Consider the following 19,656-nt stretch of genomic DNA (forward strand, 5'->3'; position numbering starts at 1 on the left):
GAAATGTCCAGGGAACCGCTCCCACTTGGATCGTGGGGCAACATCAACGTTACGCGCAGCGCGGCCGGCACTTGGAGCGCACGCACCAAATACCGCGACATGGACGGCAAGGTACGCCTTGTGGAGGCCCGCGGCCCATCGGGCGCGGCCGCGCGCCGCAACTTACGGCAGAAGCTTGCCGACCGAAAGACCCCTCGGTACGGTCTGGTGAACCCACGGAGCAGGATCAACGAACTCATCCAGCTGTTTCTCGCCGAACTTCAGGCGTCGGACAGGGCCGACCGCACCAAAGACAAGTACGAATACAGCGTCAAGAAGTACATCGCTCCTGCCATCGGGGAAGTCCGAATTGGTGAAGTAACTACTGGCGTCATTGACAATTTCATTCGAAAACTTGTTGAAGATTCAGGCCCTTCAACGGCCCGAACTTGCGGCGCCGTCATGTCTTGGATGTTCAAACTCGCTCTTCGCCACGATGCCGTCACCGTAAACCCCGTCATCGGAGTGTCGATCCCGAGGAACAAGACCGCCAAACCGCAGGCCCTGGATGCTGTGCAATACCAAGATCTGCGGGAAACGCTCATTGGCTGGGAACCAGCGCCGGCCCTTGGCCGGCCTCGCACCCAAGAGCTACATGAAATTGCTGACTGCCTCATCGCGACCGGGGCCCGGCCATGCAAGCTCTTCGCGCTCACATGGGATGACATCGACTTGGATGCCGATCCACCCACAGTGTTCATCAATGCCACGGTCATCCGAACCACCGGCGGCGTCCGAATACAAGACCATCCCAAATCCCAGCACGGCATCCGCCACCTGACACTTCCAGATTTCCTAGTGGAGCAGCTCTTGGAACGCAGGAACCGCCAACGGGAGCTCGATGCCCCCAATCCACTGAACCTGGTTTTCCGTCGTCAACCGGGACGGTGTGCGACGCCAATAACGTTGGCAAGCTGTGGCGCAAGGTTGCGGACTCGCTGGGATACGAATGGGTAACGCTGAAAACCTTCAGAAAGGCCAATGCCACCCTCATCGCCAGAGCTTTGGGCCCCGAGGCCGCCTATCAGGCCGGCCACTCCAAGGTGTCCATGACGCAGGAGTACTAGATTGAGGAGCTTCGCGATGCCCTCGACACGAGGTCAATAGTGGATGTTTTCAAGCCAAATGCCGGGGCTCAACAGGCTCAACCGGCGGTGGAAGGTGGCTATGGGTCTCGACAAGCTCGACCACCGGGCGGGCGGCTGAGCGGTCTGTACAGGCTCGACCAGCGGAAGAAAGCGGAAGACATGGGTTAAGCCAAAAATGGCCCCTTTCGGGGCCATTCCTTCGCGGCAATTCCGGGTCTCGACAAGCTCGACCAGCGGCACATTCCGCACATTCTGGGCCCCCTGTCGGATTCGAACCGACGACCCCCGCTTTACAAGAGCGGTGCTCTGGCCAGCTGAGCTAAGGAGGCAGACGCAATCAAGCGCTAGACAAGGCTACCGTGGAGACCACGAAAAATGAAAACCGGCCCCCGCACAGGAAGTGCAAGGGCCGGCCACATAAGAACTGAGTTACTTCTTGGCGTCCAGGATGCGCTTGGAGAAGTCGTCGAACGTCTCCGGCGACTGCCACTGCTGGCCGTCCATGAACACCGTCGGCGTAGCGGAGACGCCGTGCACCGTTGCCAGGCCGGTCGTGTTGGCCACGTACGGGCGGAACTTCTTCTCATCCACGCAGCTGGTGATGTCCGCAGCCCCCACCTCGGTGGCGTACTTCTTCAGCGTTGCGTTGTCCAGGCCCTTGCTGTTTTCCTTGGGCTGCTCGGCGAACAGCTTGTCCAGGAATGCCTGGTACTTGTCCGGGGAAACATCGGCAACACACGCCGCCGCGGCACCTGCACGCGAGGAGTAGTTGGTGCCGCCGGAGAAGCGGTCAAGGAAGCCCAGTGCGCGGTATTCCACCGTGATCTTGTTTTCGCTTGCGAGCGCCTTCAGCTGCGCACCGTACTGCGTCTCAAACTGGTTGCAGAACGGGCACATGAAGTCGAAGTACACCACGGTCTGGACGGGCTGGCCGTCGGCCGTTGCCTTGATGCCAATCTTCTCCAGGTCAATGGCCTTTTCCACCGGCGCGGTGGGAGCCGCACCCAGGGACTTGATGTCCACGGTGGTCTCGGTGGTTGTCGGGGCAATGACGGCCCCGTCCTTGCCCAGGGTGATGCCGCCGTAGGCGTTCATGTTGCTCGGGACCGGGCCGGAGTCGGCCACGGGCTCGTTTGCCTTGTTCGTGTTGATGACCACCAGCGCAATGATGACAATGATGGCAACGGCCGCAGCCAAAACGCCGCCCTTGATCAGCCATCCGTTGCGCTTTTCCTTCTTCAACTGCGCGTCGCGGATGATCCGGGCTTGTTCACGGGCTTCTGCTGTCCGCTCGGCTTTGGACTTCCGCGGTTCGTTTTGGGGGCTCATGGTTCCTCAAGTCTGTGGGCAAGAAAAAAGGCCGTTGCACGGCTAGTTCTCCACAATCCTAGGACAGAAACCTTGGAGAACGCCCAAAGATGGCGCCCCGCACTCCCCGCGCCATCTGTGACGCGGCACCCACCCCACCGGCTAAGCTGGCACAAACCCGAGCTATACCCCTGGGAGTTGCACGTGCCGAAGAAATCAAGCGCCAAGCCTGTCCCCCAGCCCGGAAGTTCCGACTTCATTGTCGTCTCCAACCGGCTGCCCGTGGACAGGGTTTCCTCTGAAGATTCCGACGCCGGATGGCGGCGTTCCCCGGGCGGGCTCGTCACCGCGCTTGCCCCCGTCATGGCTTCGCGGGACGGCGCGTGGGTGGGTTGGCACGGCGCCCCCGACGAGGTCCTTGAACCCTTCCACCACGAGAACATGGACCTCATCCCCGTGGCCCTCTCCGCGGACGAGCTTGAGCTTTATTACGAGGGCTTCTCCAACTCCACCCTCTGGCCGCTCTATCACGACGTCATTGCCCCGCCGGAGTTCCACCGCACCTGGTGGGACGCCTACCGCACCGTCAACCAGCGCTTCGCCGAGGCCGCCGCCGGCGCCGCAGCCCAGGGCGCCACCGTCTGGGTGCAGGACTACCAGCTCCAGCTGGTTCCGCGTCTGCTGCGCCGCCTGCGCCCTGACCTGCGCATCGGCTTCTTCAACCACATCCCCTTCCCTCCCCCGGAGATCTTCGCCCAGCTGCCCTGGCGCCGGGAGATCATCTCCGGCCTGCTCGACGCGGACCTCATCGGCTTCCAGCGCGCCAGCGACACCGCCAACTTCCTGCGCTCCGCCCGCCGCTTCGTGGGCGCCGGCGTCAAGGCCCCCCGCGTCCAGCTCAAGGACGACGACGGCAACCCCGCCCACATTGCCCAGGCTGCGCCCTTCCCCATCTCCATCGACGTGGCCCAGATCCAGGAACTCGCCGCCCGCCCCGACGTGATCGCCCGAGCCAAGCAAATCCGCGAGGACCTGGGCAACCCCAAGACCATCCTGTTGGGCGTGGACCGGCTCGACTACACCAAGGGCATCACCCACCGCCTCAAGGCCTACGGCGAACTCCTCACCGACGGCACCCTCACGGTGGAGGACGCCGCCCTCATCCAGGTCGCCAGCCCCAGCCGCGAGGGCGTGGAAAGCTACCGCCTGCTGCGCGACGAGGTGGACGGCATGGTGGGCCGCCTCAACGGCCAGTTCGACACCATTCAAAACACAGCCGTCCGCTACCTCCACCACAGCTACCCCGTGGAGGAAATGGTGGCCCTCTACCTCGCCGCCGACGTCATGCTCGTCACCGCCCTGCGCGACGGCATGAACCTGGTGGCCAAGGAATACGTGGCCGCCCGCGCCAGCAACACCGGCGCCCTGGTCCTCTCCGAATTCGCCGGCGCCGCCGACCAGCTCAAGTCCGCCCTCCTGGTCAACCCACACGACATCGACGGCCTCAAGGCCACCATCATGCGCGCCGTGCACCTCCCCCGCACCGAAGCCGCCCGCCGCATGCGCGCCATGCGCCGCCAAATCGTCACCCACGACGTCCAGCGCTGGAGCGAGGACTTCCTCTCCACCCTCCAAAACGGAACGCGGCAGGAATGACCCTCCCGCAGGAACTGCACAGCGCCGTTCTCACCCTTGCCCGGACGCCGCGGCTGCTTGTGGCCCTGGACTTCGACGGCACCATGTCCCCCATCGTGGACCGCGCAGAGGACGCCCGTCCCCTCCCCCACAGCGCGGCAGCCTTCGCAGCCCTGTCCGCCCTGGAAGGCACGACGACGGCACTCATCTCCGGGCGCGCATTGGATAGTTTGCGTATGGTCGCCGCCCCCGACCCGCGGACACTGTTGGTGGGCAGCCACGGTGCCGAGCTCTGGCTCGGTCCTGGCTCAAGTGAGCTAAAACCGACGCCCACGCAGCTGGCCAACTTGCAGCTGGCCCGCGAGGCCGTGGAACAGGCAGCTGCCCTCTATCCGGGCACCCTCGCCGAACACAAGCCCGCAGGGGTAGTGCTGCATTTCCGGCTGGCCAGCCCACCCGACGGGGCTGCCGCCGTCGACCATGTGACGCACGCGCTGGACGGCAAATCGGGATTCCATGTCACCGCTGGCAAGATGGTGCTGGAAATTTCCGTGGTCACGGCCAACAAGGGCGAGGGCCTGGCCGCGCTGCGGGAATTCAGCGCGGCAACGGCAGCCCTCTTTGCCGGTGACGACGTCACCGACGAGCACGCCTTCGCCGCCCTGCAGCCCGGCGACGTCGGAGTGAAAGTTGGCCCGGGCACCACCGCCGCCGGCTTCCGCATCGACTCCCCGCAGGAACTGCCGGAGATCCTGGAACTGCTCCTGGCCGCCCGCACAGACTTCACGAACCACACGCACACAGCATGAAAGGCACCACCTTGAACTCTTCGCTCATCCGCAACGTCCGCCCGTGGGGCGGGGAGGCCAGCGACGTCACCGTCACCGACGGCCACATCAGCGCCGTCGCACCCCACAACCCGGCAGCCGTTCCCGAAGGAGAAGTTGTTGAGGGCCGCGGCCGGCTGCTGCTGCCCAGCTTCTCCGACGTCCACGTGCACCTGGACTCCACCCGCCTGGGCCTGCCGTTCCGCGAACACACGGGCGCGCCCGGCGTGTGGGGCATGATGCTCAATGACCGCAACAACTGGCGCAATGCGGAGGCCACCATCGGCGAGCGCGTCGAGACCACCCTGCGGATGATGATTGAACGCGGCACCACCCGCGTCCGCAGCTACGCCCAGGTGGACGTTGACTGCAAGCTGGAGCGCTTCGAGGCCGTGGTGGCCGCCCGCGAAACCCACAAGGACCGCGCGGATGTGAAGATCATTGCCTTCCCGCAGGCAGGCCTGCTGCTGGAGAAGGGCTCCGCCGAGTTGCTGGAGGAGTCCCTCAAGGCCGGCGCCGACGTGGTGGGCGGCATCGACCCCTGCACCCTGGACCGCGACCCCGTGCGCCACCTGGACATTGTGTTCGGCCTGGCGGAGAAGTACCAGCTGCCCATCGACATCCACTTGCACGAACCCGGCGAGCTGGGCCTGTTCAGCGCCGACCTCATTGCCGAGCGCACCCGCGCCCTGGGCATGCAGGGCAATGTGACCATCTCCCACGGCTACCCCCTGTGGAGCGTCAGCGAAGCCCACACCCGCGCGCTAATCGAGACCTGGGCGGAGCTGGACATCTCCACCGCCACGGTCGCCCCCGGCGGGCGCCACCAGCCTCCAATCGTCCAGTTGGCCGAGGCCGGCGTGCGCGTGGGCCTGGGCGAGGACGGCCAGCGCGACTACTGGTCCCCCTATGGCAACGCCGACATGCTGGACCGCACCTGGCAGCTGGCCTTCGCCAACGGCTTCCGCGCGGACACCCTCATTGAGCATGCCGTGGCCGTGGCCACCATGGGCGGGGCGTCCATCCTGGACCGTTCCGTCCCCGGGCTGCGCTCAACTGCCGATAGGCCCGGAACCCAAGTGTCCGACGTCGCCAGTTTCGTCTTGGTGCCCGGCGATTCCGTGGCCGCTGCCGTCATGGACCGCCCCGGCGACCGCACTGTGCTGCACCGCGGACGCGTCGTCGCGGACCAGCAGCAGCTTCTCTAGGCGAGAGATGCGCAACATTCATGGCCGCCGTCGCCACTGTGACGGCGGTCATGGCAAAAATGTGTCATACTTCATATAGTCAGTCCCGCACACTGCAGTAGTGGTTTGCGGCCTGATGCTCGAAACAACCATTCACAACGGATCGTTCGGCACGTACCTGCCGATGAAGGGACTTATTGCTGTGGCTACAGTAACTTTTGACAACGCAACCCGCATTTACCCGGGCACCACCAAGCCCGCTGTTGACAAGCTCAACATTGACATCGCCGATGGCGAATTCCTCGTTCTGGTTGGACCCTCCGGTTGCGGAAAGTCCACCTCCCTGCGCATGCTCGCCGGCCTGGAAGATGTCAACGCCGGCCGCATCCTGATCGGCGACCGCGACGTCACTGACGTTCCGCCGAAGGACCGCGACATCGCCATGGTCTTCCAGAACTACGCGCTGTACCCGCACATGAGCGTTGCCGACAACATGGGCTTCGCCCTGAAGATCGCCGGCGTTTCCAAGGAAGAGCGCGCCACCCGCGTCAAGGAAGCCGCTAAGCTCCTGGACCTCGAGGCGTACCTGGACCGCAAGCCGAAGGCACTCTCCGGTGGCCAGCGTCAGCGTGTTGCCATGGGCCGCGCCATTGTGCGTAACCCGCAGGTCTTCCTCATGGATGAGCCGCTTTCCAACCTTGATGCCAAGCTCCGCGTGCAGACCCGTACGCAGATCGCTTCGCTGACCCGCCGCCTGGGAGTCACCACGGTTTACGTGACCCACGACCAGGTCGAGGCCATGACCATGGGTGACCGCGTTGCTGTTCTGAAGGACGGCCTGCTGATGCAGGTTGACACCCCGCGCAACCTCTACGATGCCCCCCAGAACGTGTTCGTTGCAGGCTTCATCGGCTCCCCCGCCATGAACCTGCTGGAACTGCCCGTTGTCGACGGCGGTGTGAAGTTCGGTGGATCAATCTACCCCGTGCAGAGCGCCGTCCTCGGTGAAGCCGCAGGCAACACGGTCACCGTTGGTGTCCGCCCCGAAGACCTCGAGCTGGTTGGCGCCGGCGAGGGCCTGGCCGTTGAGGCCGACGTCGTTGAAGAGCTGGGTGCAGACGCTTACGTCTACGGCCACGCAATCATCGACGGCAACGAGCGCGACATGGTTGTACGTGTCGACGGTCGCCGCCCACCGATGAAGGGCGACACCATCCACGTCCGCCCGCAGTCCGGCCACGTGCACCTCTTCGACGCAACCTCCGGCGCCCGCTTGGGCCACAAGGCCGTCACGCGCGACTAGTTCGCACACGGTCCCGGTGGTCGAGCCTGTTGAGACCCCGGAACCCCCGGTGGTCAAGCCTGTCGAGACCCCGGGACTCCCGGTGGTCGAGCTTGTCGAGACCCCGGAACCAGCACCACGTAAGGCGCGGCTGCCTGTTGGATTTTCCAGCAGGCAGCCGCGCTTCACCTTTTAAGGGAGAATTTCTAGCATGACTGAACAACCAGGTGCCAAGTGGAACCACGAGCCCACCGATTTTGACCAGATCGGCAAGCTGCCGCGCATGACTGCGCCGCCCGCCCCGGTGATGGGCTCGCTGAACATCACGGCCGCTGCCGCCGATCCCGGCCTGCTGGATTTGCCCTGGCACATCAAGCTTGAGGAGTGGCCGGCCGCCAACCTGGCCGCACTCCCCCGCGGCATCTCCCGCCATGTGGTGCGCTTTGCCCACCTGGACGGCTCGGTCATCGCCATCAAGGAAACCTCCGAGCACGTGGCCCGCCACGAGTACCACATGCTGCGCAAGCTGGCCCGGCTGGATGTGCCCTGCGTGGAGCCGGTCGCCGTCATCACAGGCCGCACCACCCCCGCCGGCGCACCCCTGGACCCCGTGCTGGTCACCCGGCACCTGAAGTTCTCCCTGCCGTACCGCGCCCTGTTCTCGCAGAAGCTGCGCCGTGACACCCTGACACGCCTCATCGACGCCCAGGCCCTGCTGCTGGTCCGCCTGCACCTGGTGGGCTTCTACTGGGGCGACGTCTCCCTCTCCAACACCCTGTTCCGTCGCGACGCAGGCGCCTTCGCCGCGTACCTGGTGGATGCCGAAACCGGCGAGCTCTACCCTGACCTGTCCACGGGCCAGCGCGAGTACGACCTCGAAATTGCCCGCGTCAACATTGCCGGGGAACTCATGGACCTGCTCGAGGGCGGGCTCATCGAGGAGAAGGTGGACCCCGTTGCCACGAGCGAGCTCATCATGCAGAGCTACCGCCGCCTGTGGGCCGAACTGACCGAGAAGGAGTCCTTCGAGCTGGAGGACCGCTGGCGCGTGGGCGCCCGTATCCGCCGCCTCAACGAACTGGGCTTCGACGTCGAGGAATACGCCATCAAGACCACGCCCGACGGCGCCACCATCCAGCTCCAGCCCAAGGTGGTCGACGCCGGCCACCACCAGCGCCGCCTGCTGCGCCTGACCGGCATCGACGCCCAGGAGAACCAGGCCCGCCGCCTGCTCAATGACATGGACTCGTTCCGCAACGACGTCACCCCTGTCAAGGACGAGGAAATCAGCGCGCACGAATGGGTAAGCTCCATCTTCGAGCCCATCGTCCGCTCCATCCCGCGTGAACTGGGCGGCAAACTGGAGCCGGCCGAGGTGGTCCACGAGGTCCTGGAGCACCGCTGGTACAAGTCCCAGGAGGATGAACGCAACGTCCCCCTCGCCGAGGCCGTGCAGTCCTATGTGGACAACATCCTGCGCTACCGCCGGGACGAGGACGCCATCATGCTCAGCACCGACACCGAGACCATCAAGATGCTGGAAGCAGGAGTCATCCCGGAGTCCGACTTCGAGGACTAGCCCACCCCTCGACGCTCCCTCACTTCTGGGGCCTTTCCACCAACGCTCCCTCACTTCATGGGGGCTTCCGGCCAACGCTCCCTCACTTTTGGGGCGGTTGGCGGTCCCTCCCCCTGCGTGCTGAGGGAGGGATGGCGAAAACTGCCCGAAAAGTGAGGGAGCGTCTGCCCCAACTGACCTAGAAGTGAGGGAGCGTCTGGCGGGAGGGTCAGGGGCGGGAGATGATTGCCTTGCCGGGGTTCAGGATTCCTTGCGGGTCGAACAGCTCCTTGATGCCACGCTGCAGCTCCAGCACCTCTTCGGCCTGTTCCAGCGCCAGCCAGCGCAGCTTGTACTGGCCAATGCCGTGCTCGCCCGTGATGGTTCCGCCCAGCTCCAGCGCCTTGTCGATCGATTCGTCCAGGGCCGCATTGAGCGCCTTGATGCCGGCCGGCTCAAAGGTGGGCACCGAGAACGTGGGGTGCAGGTTGCCGTCGCCCGCGTGCGCAATGACCTGCAGCTCCACGCCATGACGCTGCGCCATCTCCTCCAGCGCCGTGATGTAGTGGACCAACTGCGAGCGCGGCACGGCCACGTCCTCCCCCACCCGGTTCTCGGCGTCCACGTCGAGTCCGCGGTTGTTGCGGCGCAGGTCCACGAGCCGCTGCGCCTCCTCCGGGTCTTCCCGGCTGACCGAGCCGCCCAGCTTTGACAGTTCCGCGGCGGCAATCGCCTCTTCCGCCTCGGCCGCCAGCCCGTCGAACTGGATCAGCAGCAGCGCCGTGCCCCGTTCGGAGAGGTTGCTGCCGTTGCGGAAGTCCAGCTCCTTGAGCGAGGGTCCGTCCAGCAGTTCCAGGATGCAGGGCTGCACACGGGCTGCGCCCAGGGCCAGCACTCCCGCTGCGGCAGACTGCACGTCCGGGAAGAACACGGCGAGCGTGCGCACAATGGTGGGCAGGTACTTCAACCGCACGGTCGCCCCCACCACGATGCCCAGCGTCCCCTCGGAGCCGACGAACAGGCTTGTGAGGTCGTAGCCGGCCACACCCTTGAACGTCCGGTGGCCCGTGTGAATGAGCGATCCGTCGGCCAGCACCACGTCCAGCGAGAGCACTGCGTCCCGGGTGACTCCGTACTTGGCGCAGCGCAGCCCGCCGGCGTTCGTGGCGATGTTTCCGCCAATCGTGGAGATCTTGAAGCTGGCCGGGTCCGGGGCAAACATGAGCCCGTGTGCAGCAACGGCGGTGTTGAGGTCGCCGTTGATGACGCCGGGCTCCACACGGGCGATCTCGTCCGCCAGGTTGATCTCCAGGATTTGGTTCATGCGTGTTAAGTTGAGTACCACGGACCCGGCCGTGGCGTGGGCGCCACCCGAGACACCAGTGCCGGCCCCGCGCGTCACGAGCGGGACGTTGTGGGCGGCAGCAGCGCGCACCACGGCCTGGACCTCGGTGATGTTCTCGGCCCACACCACGGCCACGGGTTCCTTGTAGTCGGTGACGGGGCCCTGGTCGATGGCGAACGTCTTCAGGTCGCCCTCGGCGACACTGATCTGGTCCGGCCGCAGCGACTCCCGCAGTGCCGCCCCAAACGCCGCATTCAATCCAAGTTCCTCAACTGCCATGTTCCGCCAAGCCTTCCTTGCACCGCCGTATTTACTCCCCCAAGTCTAGGAGAAGAAACCAAGGCGGGGCGGGGCACTCAGGCGGGCACTGCGATTCCTGGCAGGCGCCACACAAACGTGCCGGGCCCGCCCAGCTCAAGCTCCGCCGTCGTGCTGGAAACGGAAGCACCCGCGAACACTGGCTCGAACTCCAGTGAGGACAGCCCGAGCGCTGCGATCGGCACGCTCGCGGCGGCACGCACGGCCACCACCAGCAGCGACTCCTCGGCCGACTCCCGCACAAACGCGAGCACATCGCCGCTGGCCAAGAGCCAGCGCATGCCGCCGCGCATGGCGGGGCTTTCATGCCGCAGGGCAGCGAGCGCCGCGTAAACGGGGCGCAGGTCCGTGACGATCCGCTCCGGCTCGTCCCACGGCAGCGGCGTGCGCGAGGCCTCGCCGTTGAAACCCTCGAGGCCGAACTCGTCGCCGGCAAAAACCACCGGAATGCCCGGCAGCAGCATGGACACGGCCGCCGCGACGGCAGGGCCGCCCGGGATCATCACGCTCGCCGCGCGGGCGGTGTCGTGCGTGTTCAGGGCGTTCATGGTGGCATTGCGGACCGGCCAGCTGAACGCGCTGGAGAGGTCGCGGTGCGTGGCCAGCACGACGTCGGCCGCCACCTTGGGCGGGCCCGCCAGGGGGGTGCCGAAGAAGTCAACGCGCGCCTCCGGGTTGCCCAGCCACTGCCACATGGGTCGGGTGAAGTTGGAGTACGTCATGGCGCCCTGCCAGCCGAAGCCGTCCACGTCGGCGCCGGCGTCTGAGGTTTCCTCACCAAGCAGCAGCGCGTCCGGGTTGATCTCAAGGATGCGTTCCTGGATGAGGGCGGCCACCTCGCGGTTGATGTCCTGCGCACCCAAGCGCCCGGTCATGTTGCCCACGTCGATGCGCCAGCCGTCCAAGTTGAACGGTGCCTTGAGCCAGTGGGCCACCACGGAGTCCTCCCCCGTGACAAAGGCTTCGCGCAGCGCCTCGGAGGCCCAGTTGAGCTTGGGAAGCGACTTCACGCCCCACCAGCTCTCGTAGTCCGTGTGGTCCTCGTTGAAGTAGAAGTAGCCGGCCTCCACGGAATTGGGGTCCGCCTGCGCACGGGTGAACCACTCGTGGGCGTCGCCTGTGTGGTTGGAGGTGAGGTCGCCCATGACCTTCATGCCGCGGGCGTGCGCGGCCTCCACGAGCCGGATGAGTGCCTCGTCGCCGCCCAGGAGCGGGTCCACGGCGTGGAAGGTGGAGGCGTCGTAGCGGTGGTTGGAGCGGCCCGGGAAGAACGGTGTCAGGTAGACAATGTCAGTGCCCAGGGCCTGAAGCTCATCCAGCCGTTCCGTGACGCCGTCCAGGTCCCCGCCGTAGAACTGGCGGGCCACATCCGGGCCCTTGCCCTGCACGGGCGTGTCCCAGTTGCAGGCCACGCCCCAGTCCGGGGTGGGCCGCCCGCCCGCCTGGGCGGAGCGGGCAAAGCGGTCGGGAAACACCTGGTACATGACGGCGTCGTGCGACCACGCCGGGGCGGGCCTGGCCGTGGTGACGCGGAAGTCGTTGTAGTCGGAGGTGTCGCGGTTGTGCAGCCCGGCGTTGTTCAGGTGCCAGTAGACAGGACCGTCTTCGCCGGCGACTTCAATGACGAAGCGGTACTGCGCCACGGGGTTGACGTGGAGCATGCTCGCCTCCCACCATGTCCAGCCGCCGGCCGTGCCGATCTCCCTGGCCTCGTCGTAGCGCGGCTCCGCGTCCTGGACGCTGCGCACCCACACCCGGGAGGCACTCCCCCAGTCCTGCGGCACGCGCAACCGCAGCGTGCAGCGTTCGCCGAGTGCCGGCGTCGTGCTTCCAACGTGGAGAGCCGAACCGTCGTGGTGCGGTTGATTGACTGACATGTTTATCCCTTTACCCCGCCTTGAACCAAGCCACTGACAATGTACCGCTGAAGGAACAGGAACAGTGCCATGACAGGCACTGCGGCCAAAACTGCGCCGGCGGAGAAGATGCCCCAGTTCTTGGAACGGGTGTCGGCCACGAAGGAGTACAGGCCCACGGCCAGCGTCTGCGAGTCGGGGTCGGTCAGCACCACGGAGGCGATCACGAATTCGCTGGAGATGCCGATGAAGGACAGCAGCGCCACCACGGCCAGGATGGGGGTGACCAGGCGCAGGATGATGCCGAAGAAGATCTGCACGTGGGAGGCGCCGTCGATCTTGGCGGCCTCGTCCAGGGACTGCGGGACGGTGTTGAAGAAGCCGTACATGAGGTAGGTGTTCACGCCCAGCGCGCCGCCCAGGTAGACCATGATCAGGCCCAGCTGGCTGCCCAGGCCCAGGGCGGGGATGACGTCGGAGATGCCGCTGAGCAGCAGGAAAATCGCGACGACGGCGAGCAGCTGCGGGAACATCTGCAGCAGCAACAGCGAGAGCAGGCCCACGCGGCGGCCCGTGAAGCGCATGCGGGAGAACGCGTAGGCGGCCATGGCGCCCAGGAACACGGTGGCGGCCGAGGTGACCACGCCAATGATGAGGGTGTTCATGAACCAGCGGCCAAAGGGGCGGGCCGGGTCGTTGAACAGCTTCACGAAGTTCTCAATGTCCACCTGGGTGAACAGCCCCTTGGTGCCGGCCAGCGTGCCGTTGGAGTTCAGTGCTGCGGAGAGGACGTAGAGCAGCGGGAACACGGCAAACAACGTGACCACAACGCCCACCAGGTGGCGCCATCCCTTGTCCTTGAACCACACGCCAAAGGGGCGGCGCTTGGGCTGCGGGACCAGGGTCCGGGTTGTCTCGGGCTGCAGTGTGGTGCTCATCGGTTCACTTCCTCAAGTGCCTTGGTCTGCTTGAAGCTCACGGCGGATACGGTGGCCACAATGATGAAGATGACAATTGCCAGCGCACTGGCCAGGCCGTAGTCGCGGCCCGTGCCCTGGCCGAACGCCACCTTGTACACGAGCGTGATCAGGATGTCGGTGGAGCCAATGTCCCGGGTGGTGTCCTCGAAGCGGGGCCCGCCGCCGGTCAGCATGTAGATGACGTTGAAGTTGTTGAAGTTGAAGGCGAAGGAGGCAATGAGCAGGGGTGCAATCGAGACCAGCAGCAGCGGCAGCTTGATGGAGCGGAACACGCGCCAGGCGCCGGCGCCGTCCACGCGGGCGGCCTCGTCCAGCTCGGTGGGCAGCGACTGCAGGGCGCCCGTGCACACCAGGAACATGTAGGGGAAGCCGAGCCACAGGTTGACCACCAGCACGCTGATCTTGGCCAGCACGGGATCTGTCAGCCAGCCGATTTCGGCGCCGCCCAACAGGGTCTGGTTGAGCCAGCCGAACTGCGGGTTCAGGATGCCTGACCACACCAGGCCGGAGAGGAAGGCGGGGAAGGCGTAGGGCAGGATCATGAGCACCCGGTACACCTTCTTGCCGCGCAGGTCGTCCCGGTTGAAGGTGATGGCCAGGAACAGGCCCAGGCTGAAGGTGAGGATCACTGAGGCGATGGCGAAGGTGAAGGTCCATGCCACGACGCTCAGCAGGGGTGCGCGCAGGTTGGGGTCGGTGAAGGCGCGGACAAAGTTGTCGAAGCCCACGTTGATCTTCCAGCCCGTGGCCAGCCGTTCACCGTTGGCGTTGGCAAAGGCGCCCTCACCGTTGTCGGTGTAGGTGGCTCCCGTGTCGACGTCGGTGAAGGTGTCGGTGCCGGCGTCGTAGACCATGCTGGGCTTGAACGCGTAGGCGGTGCTGCCGTCAGCCGTGCGCAGGCTGCCCTCGGCGGGGTCGTCGGAGACGGGGACGGAGATGGCCAGGATGGCGTCCTGGTTGGCCACCACCTGGGCGAAGTTCAGGGTGTCGTAGCCGGGCACGGAATTGGCCTTGCCCGTGCTGTCCGTGCCGGCGTCGGTGACCGCGGCCAGGGCTTCGGTGGAGGAACCCAGTGAAACAGCGCCGTCCGGAGCGGTGAACAGCAGGAACAGCTCATCGTCCTGCTTGAGCACGGCCGTCTTGAACGTGGGCGAATCCGGCACTCGCTTCTGCGCCATGGTCTGGATGGCCGCAATGGCGTCCGCCTTGGTGCTGTTGTGCCCGTCGCCGTAATTGGTGAACGCAATGTAGCCCGAATACAGCACCACAAACACCTGAAAGATGATGAGGAAGAAGACGCCCGGGGCCAGGTACTTGGCAGGCAGGCCGCCCTTGCGCAGGTAGATCCAGTTGATGGCCAGGGTCACCAGGGCGGCCACGGCCAGGATGGCCCATGACTCGCTCAGGAAAAGCATCATCATGACGTAGACGGCAAAGGCGTCCACGAGGCCCAGCAGCACCACCTTCACGAGGGTGCCCTTGATTGAATCGGGACCATGGTCCCTGGCCCGTGCCAGCCGGCCCGGCGGGCGTCCGGAGGCAGGCGGTGCCACGTGTCCGGCGTCGTTGGTGGATTGGAAAACTTGCGTCACTTGGGGTCCTCTTGCACTGTTCTTGGCTGATCATCAAGGGGCGTGGTGCCGCCGCGCGCGGCCGCACCACACCCCCATGCGTGGCTGTGAAGCCTAGGCGCCGATCTTGGACTTGATGGTTGCAGCCATCTTGGGCCAGTCGGTGGCGGGATCGCCCTTGCCCTTGATGAGGTCCAGTTCAGTGGCGCCCCAGTCGTTCCAGACGGCATCCATTTCCGGGATGGCCGGCATGGGCACGCCGTTGTCGCCAATCTTGCCGAATGCGGCGACGATCGGGTCCGAGGACGCCTTCTCAAAGGAGGCCTTCAGTGCCGGCGGGCGGCCGCCCGTGGCAAACATGGAGTCCTGAGCGGCCTCCGTGGTCAGGTAGTTGGTGACAAATTCCGTGGTGGCCAGGGCGTTGGCGCTCTTGGCGCTGATGAAGAAGCCATTGACGCCCACGAACGGCTGTGCCGGCTTGTCGCCGGCGGTGGGCAGCGGGTCGATGGCCAGCTTGATGCCGGCCTTCTGCAGGTCCGGCACGTTCCACGGGCCGGTCAGGAAGTACGGGCTCTTGCCGTTCTTGAACTCTTCCTTGGCAATGTCGCCGGTGATGTTGGAGTTCAGGACCTTGGAACCGGTGTCGCCCCACTCCACGAGCTTCTTGGCGAAGGCAATGCCCTCGGGTCCGCCCAGGACCAGGTTCTTGGGGTCGTAGCCACCCTCCGGGGTCAGGCCAAAGACTGCCGATCCCATGGAGGTCTGCAGCGGGTACAGGTGGTAGGGGTCGCCCTGCTTGGGGTCCAGGCCCACCAGGAAGGCGTACTTGGCCTTGCCGGCGTCCACAACGCCCTGGCCTGCGGCGACCGCCTCGTCGAAGGTGGTGACGGCTGCGGGAAGCAGGGCCGTGTTGCGCAGCAGAGCGATGTTCTCCACGGAGTACGGGACGCCGTAGTTGGAGCCGTTGAAGGTCATGGCCTTGATGGCTGTGGCCGAGAAGGTTGAGGCTTTGTCGCCCAGCTCCACAGGTGCGATGACGCCGTTCTGCACAAACTTGCCTACCCAGTCGTGCGGGCCGACGATGAGGTCCGGGCCCTTGCCGGTGGGGACCTGGGTGATGAAGTCGTCGCGCACCGCGGCGAAGTCCTTGATGACGAGCTTCACTTCAATGCCTGTGTCCGCCTTGAACTTGGCGGCAATGTCCTTCAGTGCCGGGGAGCGCTCGGCGTCCACCCACATGGTGATGGTGCTGGCGCCGCCTGCGGCCAGGTCCTGGGCAGTGGCAGGTGCGCTGCTGGAGGTCTTGTCCCCGCCGCCGCAGGCGCTGAGCGCAACTGCGGTTACGGCGGAGAATGCGCCAATCGTGAAGACCCGGCGGCTGACCGGCATGGCACTGCTGTTTGGCAACTTCATTGTGTCCCTTTCATGGGCCCGTCGCCGGCCATGTGGGCCGGGCGGGCAAAACTGTCAGTGGCCTGCCTCACAAAGCGCAAGCATTGACCAAGCTACATGAAAGCGGTTCCAATTTGAAGAGGGAACGGAAGAAAATAGACACAAACCACCTCACTGGCTGTCAGTTTCAGCGGAAATGTCGCACGCTACCAGTCGTCAAGAAGCCCGCAATTTAGGGCTATTCCGGGCCTTTGTGGCCACGTCGGATGAGATTCACTCAATTTTGAGAACGTTTACAGAATCGCGCCGATTCACTACTCTTGTAAGCATGACTTCCACGTACGCAGCTCCCGCATTCGCCGCATCGGCAACCCCGGACACCCACTGGTCACGGGACTCGGTGATCTACCAGGTGTATCCCCGGTCCTTCCGGGACAGCAACGGCGACGGCATCGGCGACCTTGCCGGCATCACGGCCGAACTGGGCCAGCTGGCGGACCTGGGCGTGGACGCCGTGTGGCTGTCGCCGTTCTACCGGTCCCCGCAGCGCGACGCCGGCTACGACGTCTCCGACTACTGCGACGTGGACCCGATTTTCGGCTCCATGGCGGACTTCGACGAGCTCATGCACAGTGCCCGCGGTCTGGGGCTGCGCGTCATCATCGACCTGGTGCCCAACCACTGCTCCAGCGACCACGCGCTGTTCCAGGCGGCCCTGGCTGCGGCCCCGGGGAGCGCCGCCCGGGACATGTTCATCTTCCGCGACGGTCGCGGCTCCGAAGATGACCTGCCGCCCAACAACTGGCAGTCGCACTTTGGCGGGCCGGCCTGGACCCGCACAGTGAACCCTGACGGCAGCGGCGGCCAGTGGTACCTGCACCTCTTTGACTCAACCCAGCCGGACTTCAACTGGGACAACCCCGCCGTGCACGTCGAATTTGAGCGGATCCTGCGGTTCTGGCTGGACCGCGGCGTGGACGGCTTCAGGGTGGATGTTGCCCACGCGCTGGTCAAGGCACCCGGCCTGCCCGATTGGGGCGGCACCGCATGGGGCGGCAGCATTGAGGGCTTCCCCGGCGAGGAGGCGCCCATGTTCGGCCAGCCCGCCCTGCACAACGTCTACCGCATGTGGCGTGAGGTGCTCGCCGAGTATGGCCCGGACAAGATCCTGTGCGCCGAGGCCAATGTTGATCCGCTGGAACGCATGGCCAATTGGGTCCGCCCGGACCAGATGCACCAGGCCTTCAATTTTCCGTACCTGACCTCTCCGTTCTCCGCCCCGGCACTGCGTTCGGTTGTCGATTCCTCGCTGCGGGCCTTTGGTGCCGTTGGCGCCACCAGCACCTGGGTGCTCTCCAACCACGACGTCGTCCGGCACGCCACCCGCTTCGGCTACGACGGCCCGGGCCCGCGGGAGGGCGACGGCATTGGCTCTGCCGACCCCCAGCCCAACCTGGAACTGGGACGCAGGCGCGCCGCCGCGGCGTCGTTGTTCACGCTGGGCCTGCCGGGCGCCGTGTACCTGTACCAGGGTGAGGAGCTGGGCCTGCCGGACCACACAACGCTGCCCGACGCCTCGCGGCAGGACCCCACATTTGCACGCACGTCCGGGGAACGCATTGGCCGCGACGGCTGCCGGATCCCCCTCCCCTGGCGGGCCGGCTCAGCCTCGGCCGGCTTCAGCGGCGGAGAAACAGCGGCAGACCCATGGCTCCCGCTGCCGGCAGCCTGGGACGACTATGCGCGGGACGTGCAGGCCGCCAGCCCCACCTCACACCTGGCCCTGTACCGCAAGGCACTCCAGGCGCGTCGCATTCACGGCCTGGGTACAGGAACACTGCAATGGGTGGAAGAATACTGCACGGAGCAATCACTGGGTTTCCGCAATGGAACCACACTGGCCCTGCTCAACACAGGCACCACCCCGCTTGAGCTCCCCCGCGGAACAGTCCTCTTGCGCTCCCAGCAGCAGCTCGGGGCTGGCGAGGCCCTGCAACCGGGTGAGGCCGCCTGGCTCAGCATCTAAACAAGGACACGATGGAGAAAAAAGTGGCAGGCATCAAGGACGTGGCCGAACTCTCCGGACTTTCGATTGCCACCGTCTCACGGGCCCTCGGCGGCAAGGGCAGCGTGTCTGCCAAGAGCCGCAAGAGGGCCCAGGACGCCGCGGCCGAGCTGGGCTTTGTGCTCTCCTATGCAGCCTCCAGCCTGGCGTCCGGCCGCAACCACAACATCGGCGTGGTGGTGCCGGCCGTCAACCGCTGGTTCTTCTCCTCCCTGCTGGACGGCATCTCCTCCGAGCTCCTGGAGGCCGGCTACGACCTCACGCTGTACACCACCAGCCAGAACGCGAGCCACAGGGCCACCATCCTGAGCGACTTTTTGCTGCGCAAGAGGCTCGACGCCGTCATCGCCGTCTCGCTGGAGCTCACCGAGGCGGAGGTGCTGCAGCTGCTGGCCATCCACCGACCGGTCCTGGGCGTTGGCGGACTCCTGCCCGGGGCCGACAGCATCCGCGTCGACGACTTCCAGCTGGCCAAGGACGCAACGGAGCACCTGATCGGGCTGGGGCATACACGCATTGCGCACATTGGCGGCGCCAACGAGTACGACGCCGACTTCAAGCTCCCGCGCACCCGCCGCAACGGCTATGAGGTGGCCATGAAGGGCGCCAAGCTGCCCTACGCGCCCGAATGGCTGCAGACCTCGGACTTCACCGTCAACGGCGCCTACGCCACGGCACGGGCGATGCTGGGCGCCGGCCGCAACCGCCCCACGGCAATCTTCGCAGCATCCGACGAGATGGCATTTGGTGCCATCCTGGCAGCCCGTGACTTCGGCCTGCGTGTTCCCGAGGACTTGTCCGTGATCGGGATCGACGGCCACGAGCAGGGCGCCGTGTACGGCCTGACCACCTTTGACCAGGATGCCCGCGGCCAGGGCTCCTATGCGGCGCGGAGGATCCTGGACCGGCTGGCGCAGGATCTGCCGGCCGCAGAGATCCCCCACGAGCCTGTTGCCGAGGTGTTTCCGACCCGTCTGGTGGTGCGTTCCAGCACGGCGGTGCCGCCGGCTGAGTAGTTGTTGGCGTTAAACGAAGAATGGCCACCTGGTGGGGTGGCCGTGTTGTGGCTTGTGGGGTTAATGCAGGGAGGCCCCGCACCGTGTGGTGTGGGGCCTCGACCTGTTTTTGGTGTTGTCCGGCGGTGTCCTACTCTCCCACATCCTCTCGAATGCAGTACCATCGGCGCTGTGGGTCTTAGCTTCCGG

Annotated in this window: 14 protein-coding genes and 1 tRNA gene; 8 read left to right on the forward strand and 7 right to left on the reverse strand. The window is 65.6% G+C overall.

From position 1 onward, the window contains the following. Positions 1 to 3 precede the first annotated feature (3 nt). Positions 4 to 996 carry a site-specific integrase gene (locus PCK14_RS18450; RefSeq protein WP_269939982.1) on the forward strand — a complete coding sequence of 331 codons (993 nt, stop codon included), beginning with the start codon at positions 4 to 6 and terminating at the stop codon, positions 994 to 996. 386 nt (positions 997 to 1,382) lie between these two features. Here the strand turns inward: PCK14_RS18450 and PCK14_RS18455 are convergent. Continuing rightward, positions 1,383 to 1,456 (reverse strand) — tRNA-Thr (locus PCK14_RS18455). 100 nt (positions 1,457 to 1,556) lie between these two features. Then, positions 1,557 to 2,456, reverse strand: coding sequence for a DsbA family protein (locus tag PCK14_RS18460; protein ID WP_269939983.1), 900 nt, complete (start codon positions 2,454 to 2,456; stop codon positions 1,557 to 1,559). Between the two features lie 183 nt (positions 2,457 to 2,639). On the opposite strand from PCK14_RS18460, the gene PCK14_RS18465 reads away from it, so the two are divergent. The 5 genes from PCK14_RS18465 (at position 2,640) to PCK14_RS18485 (ending at position 8,945) form a co-directional block, all read left to right on the forward strand. Beyond that, positions 2,640 to 4,091 (forward strand): alpha,alpha-trehalose-phosphate synthase (UDP-forming), encoded by a 1,452-nt coding sequence (locus PCK14_RS18465; RefSeq protein ID WP_269939984.1) that lies wholly within the window; start codon positions 2,640 to 2,642, stop codon positions 4,089 to 4,091. After that, the gene (gene otsB / locus PCK14_RS18470) at positions 4,088 to 4,879 is read left to right on the forward strand and encodes a trehalose-phosphatase (protein WP_269939985.1); all 792 of its coding nucleotides are present in this window, start codon (positions 4,088 to 4,090) and stop codon (positions 4,877 to 4,879) included. Before PCK14_RS18465 ends, otsB begins: the two co-directional genes overlap by 4 nt. Then, on the forward strand, positions 4,876 to 6,105 hold the full coding sequence (locus PCK14_RS18475) for an amidohydrolase (protein ID WP_269939986.1): 1,230 nt from the start codon (positions 4,876 to 4,878) through the stop codon (positions 6,103 to 6,105). Before otsB ends, PCK14_RS18475 begins: the two co-directional genes overlap by 4 nt. Before the next feature lie 181 nt (positions 6,106 to 6,286). Further along, entirely contained in the window at positions 6,287 to 7,387 is a 1,101-nt protein-coding gene (locus PCK14_RS18480; RefSeq protein ID WP_269939987.1) for an ABC transporter ATP-binding protein, read from the forward strand. Between the two features lie 190 nt (positions 7,388 to 7,577). Continuing rightward, positions 7,578 to 8,945 carry a DUF4032 domain-containing protein gene (locus PCK14_RS18485; protein ID WP_269939988.1) on the forward strand — a complete coding sequence of 456 codons (1,368 nt, stop codon included), beginning with the start codon at positions 7,578 to 7,580 and terminating at the stop codon, positions 8,943 to 8,945. A gap of 208 nt (positions 8,946 to 9,153) precedes the next feature. Here PCK14_RS18485 and PCK14_RS18490 read toward each other — a convergent pair whose 3' ends face one another. The 5 genes from PCK14_RS18490 to PCK14_RS18510 all read right to left on the reverse strand — a co-directional run bounded on the left by PCK14_RS18490 (position 9,154) and on the right by PCK14_RS18510 (position 16,407). Further along, positions 9,154 to 10,548, reverse strand: a complete 1,395-nt coding sequence (locus PCK14_RS18490; RefSeq protein ID WP_269939989.1) for an FAD-binding oxidoreductase — start codon at positions 10,546 to 10,548, stop codon at positions 9,154 to 9,156. A gap of 77 nt (positions 10,549 to 10,625) precedes the next feature. Beyond that, a complete protein-coding gene (locus PCK14_RS18495; protein ID WP_269939990.1) occupies positions 10,626 to 12,464 on the reverse strand; it encodes a glycoside hydrolase family 13 protein in 1,839 nt (612 codons plus the stop codon). A gap of 2 nt (positions 12,465 to 12,466) precedes the next feature. Further along, a complete protein-coding gene (locus PCK14_RS18500; protein ID WP_269939991.1) occupies positions 12,467 to 13,381 on the reverse strand; it encodes a sugar ABC transporter permease in 915 nt (304 codons plus the stop codon). Beyond that, positions 13,378 to 15,015, reverse strand: a complete 1,638-nt coding sequence (locus PCK14_RS18505) for an ABC transporter permease subunit (RefSeq protein WP_442864761.1) — start codon at positions 15,013 to 15,015, stop codon at positions 13,378 to 13,380. Before PCK14_RS18505 ends, PCK14_RS18500 begins: the two co-directional genes overlap by 4 nt. 93 nt (positions 15,016 to 15,108) lie before the next feature. Beyond that, entirely contained in the window at positions 15,109 to 16,407 is a 1,299-nt protein-coding gene (locus PCK14_RS18510; RefSeq protein WP_269939992.1) for a sugar ABC transporter substrate-binding protein, read from the reverse strand. A 307-nt stretch (positions 16,408 to 16,714) separates the two neighbouring features. Between PCK14_RS18510 and PCK14_RS18515 the strand changes: the two genes are divergently transcribed. Both PCK14_RS18515 and PCK14_RS18520 read left to right on the forward strand, forming a co-directional pair. After that, entirely contained in the window at positions 16,715 to 18,412 is a 1,698-nt protein-coding gene (locus tag PCK14_RS18515; protein WP_269939993.1) for a glycoside hydrolase family 13 protein, read from the forward strand. Positions 18,413 to 18,435: 23 nt separating this feature from the next. Then, entirely contained in the window at positions 18,436 to 19,467 is a 1,032-nt protein-coding gene (locus PCK14_RS18520; protein WP_269939994.1) for a LacI family DNA-binding transcriptional regulator, read from the forward strand. Positions 19,468 to 19,656 lie beyond the last annotated feature (189 nt).

Source organism: Arthrobacter sp. HY1533 (genome assembly GCF_027568515.1).
In the GTDB taxonomy this organism is placed as follows: Bacteria; Actinomycetota; Actinomycetes; order Actinomycetales; family Micrococcaceae; genus Specibacter.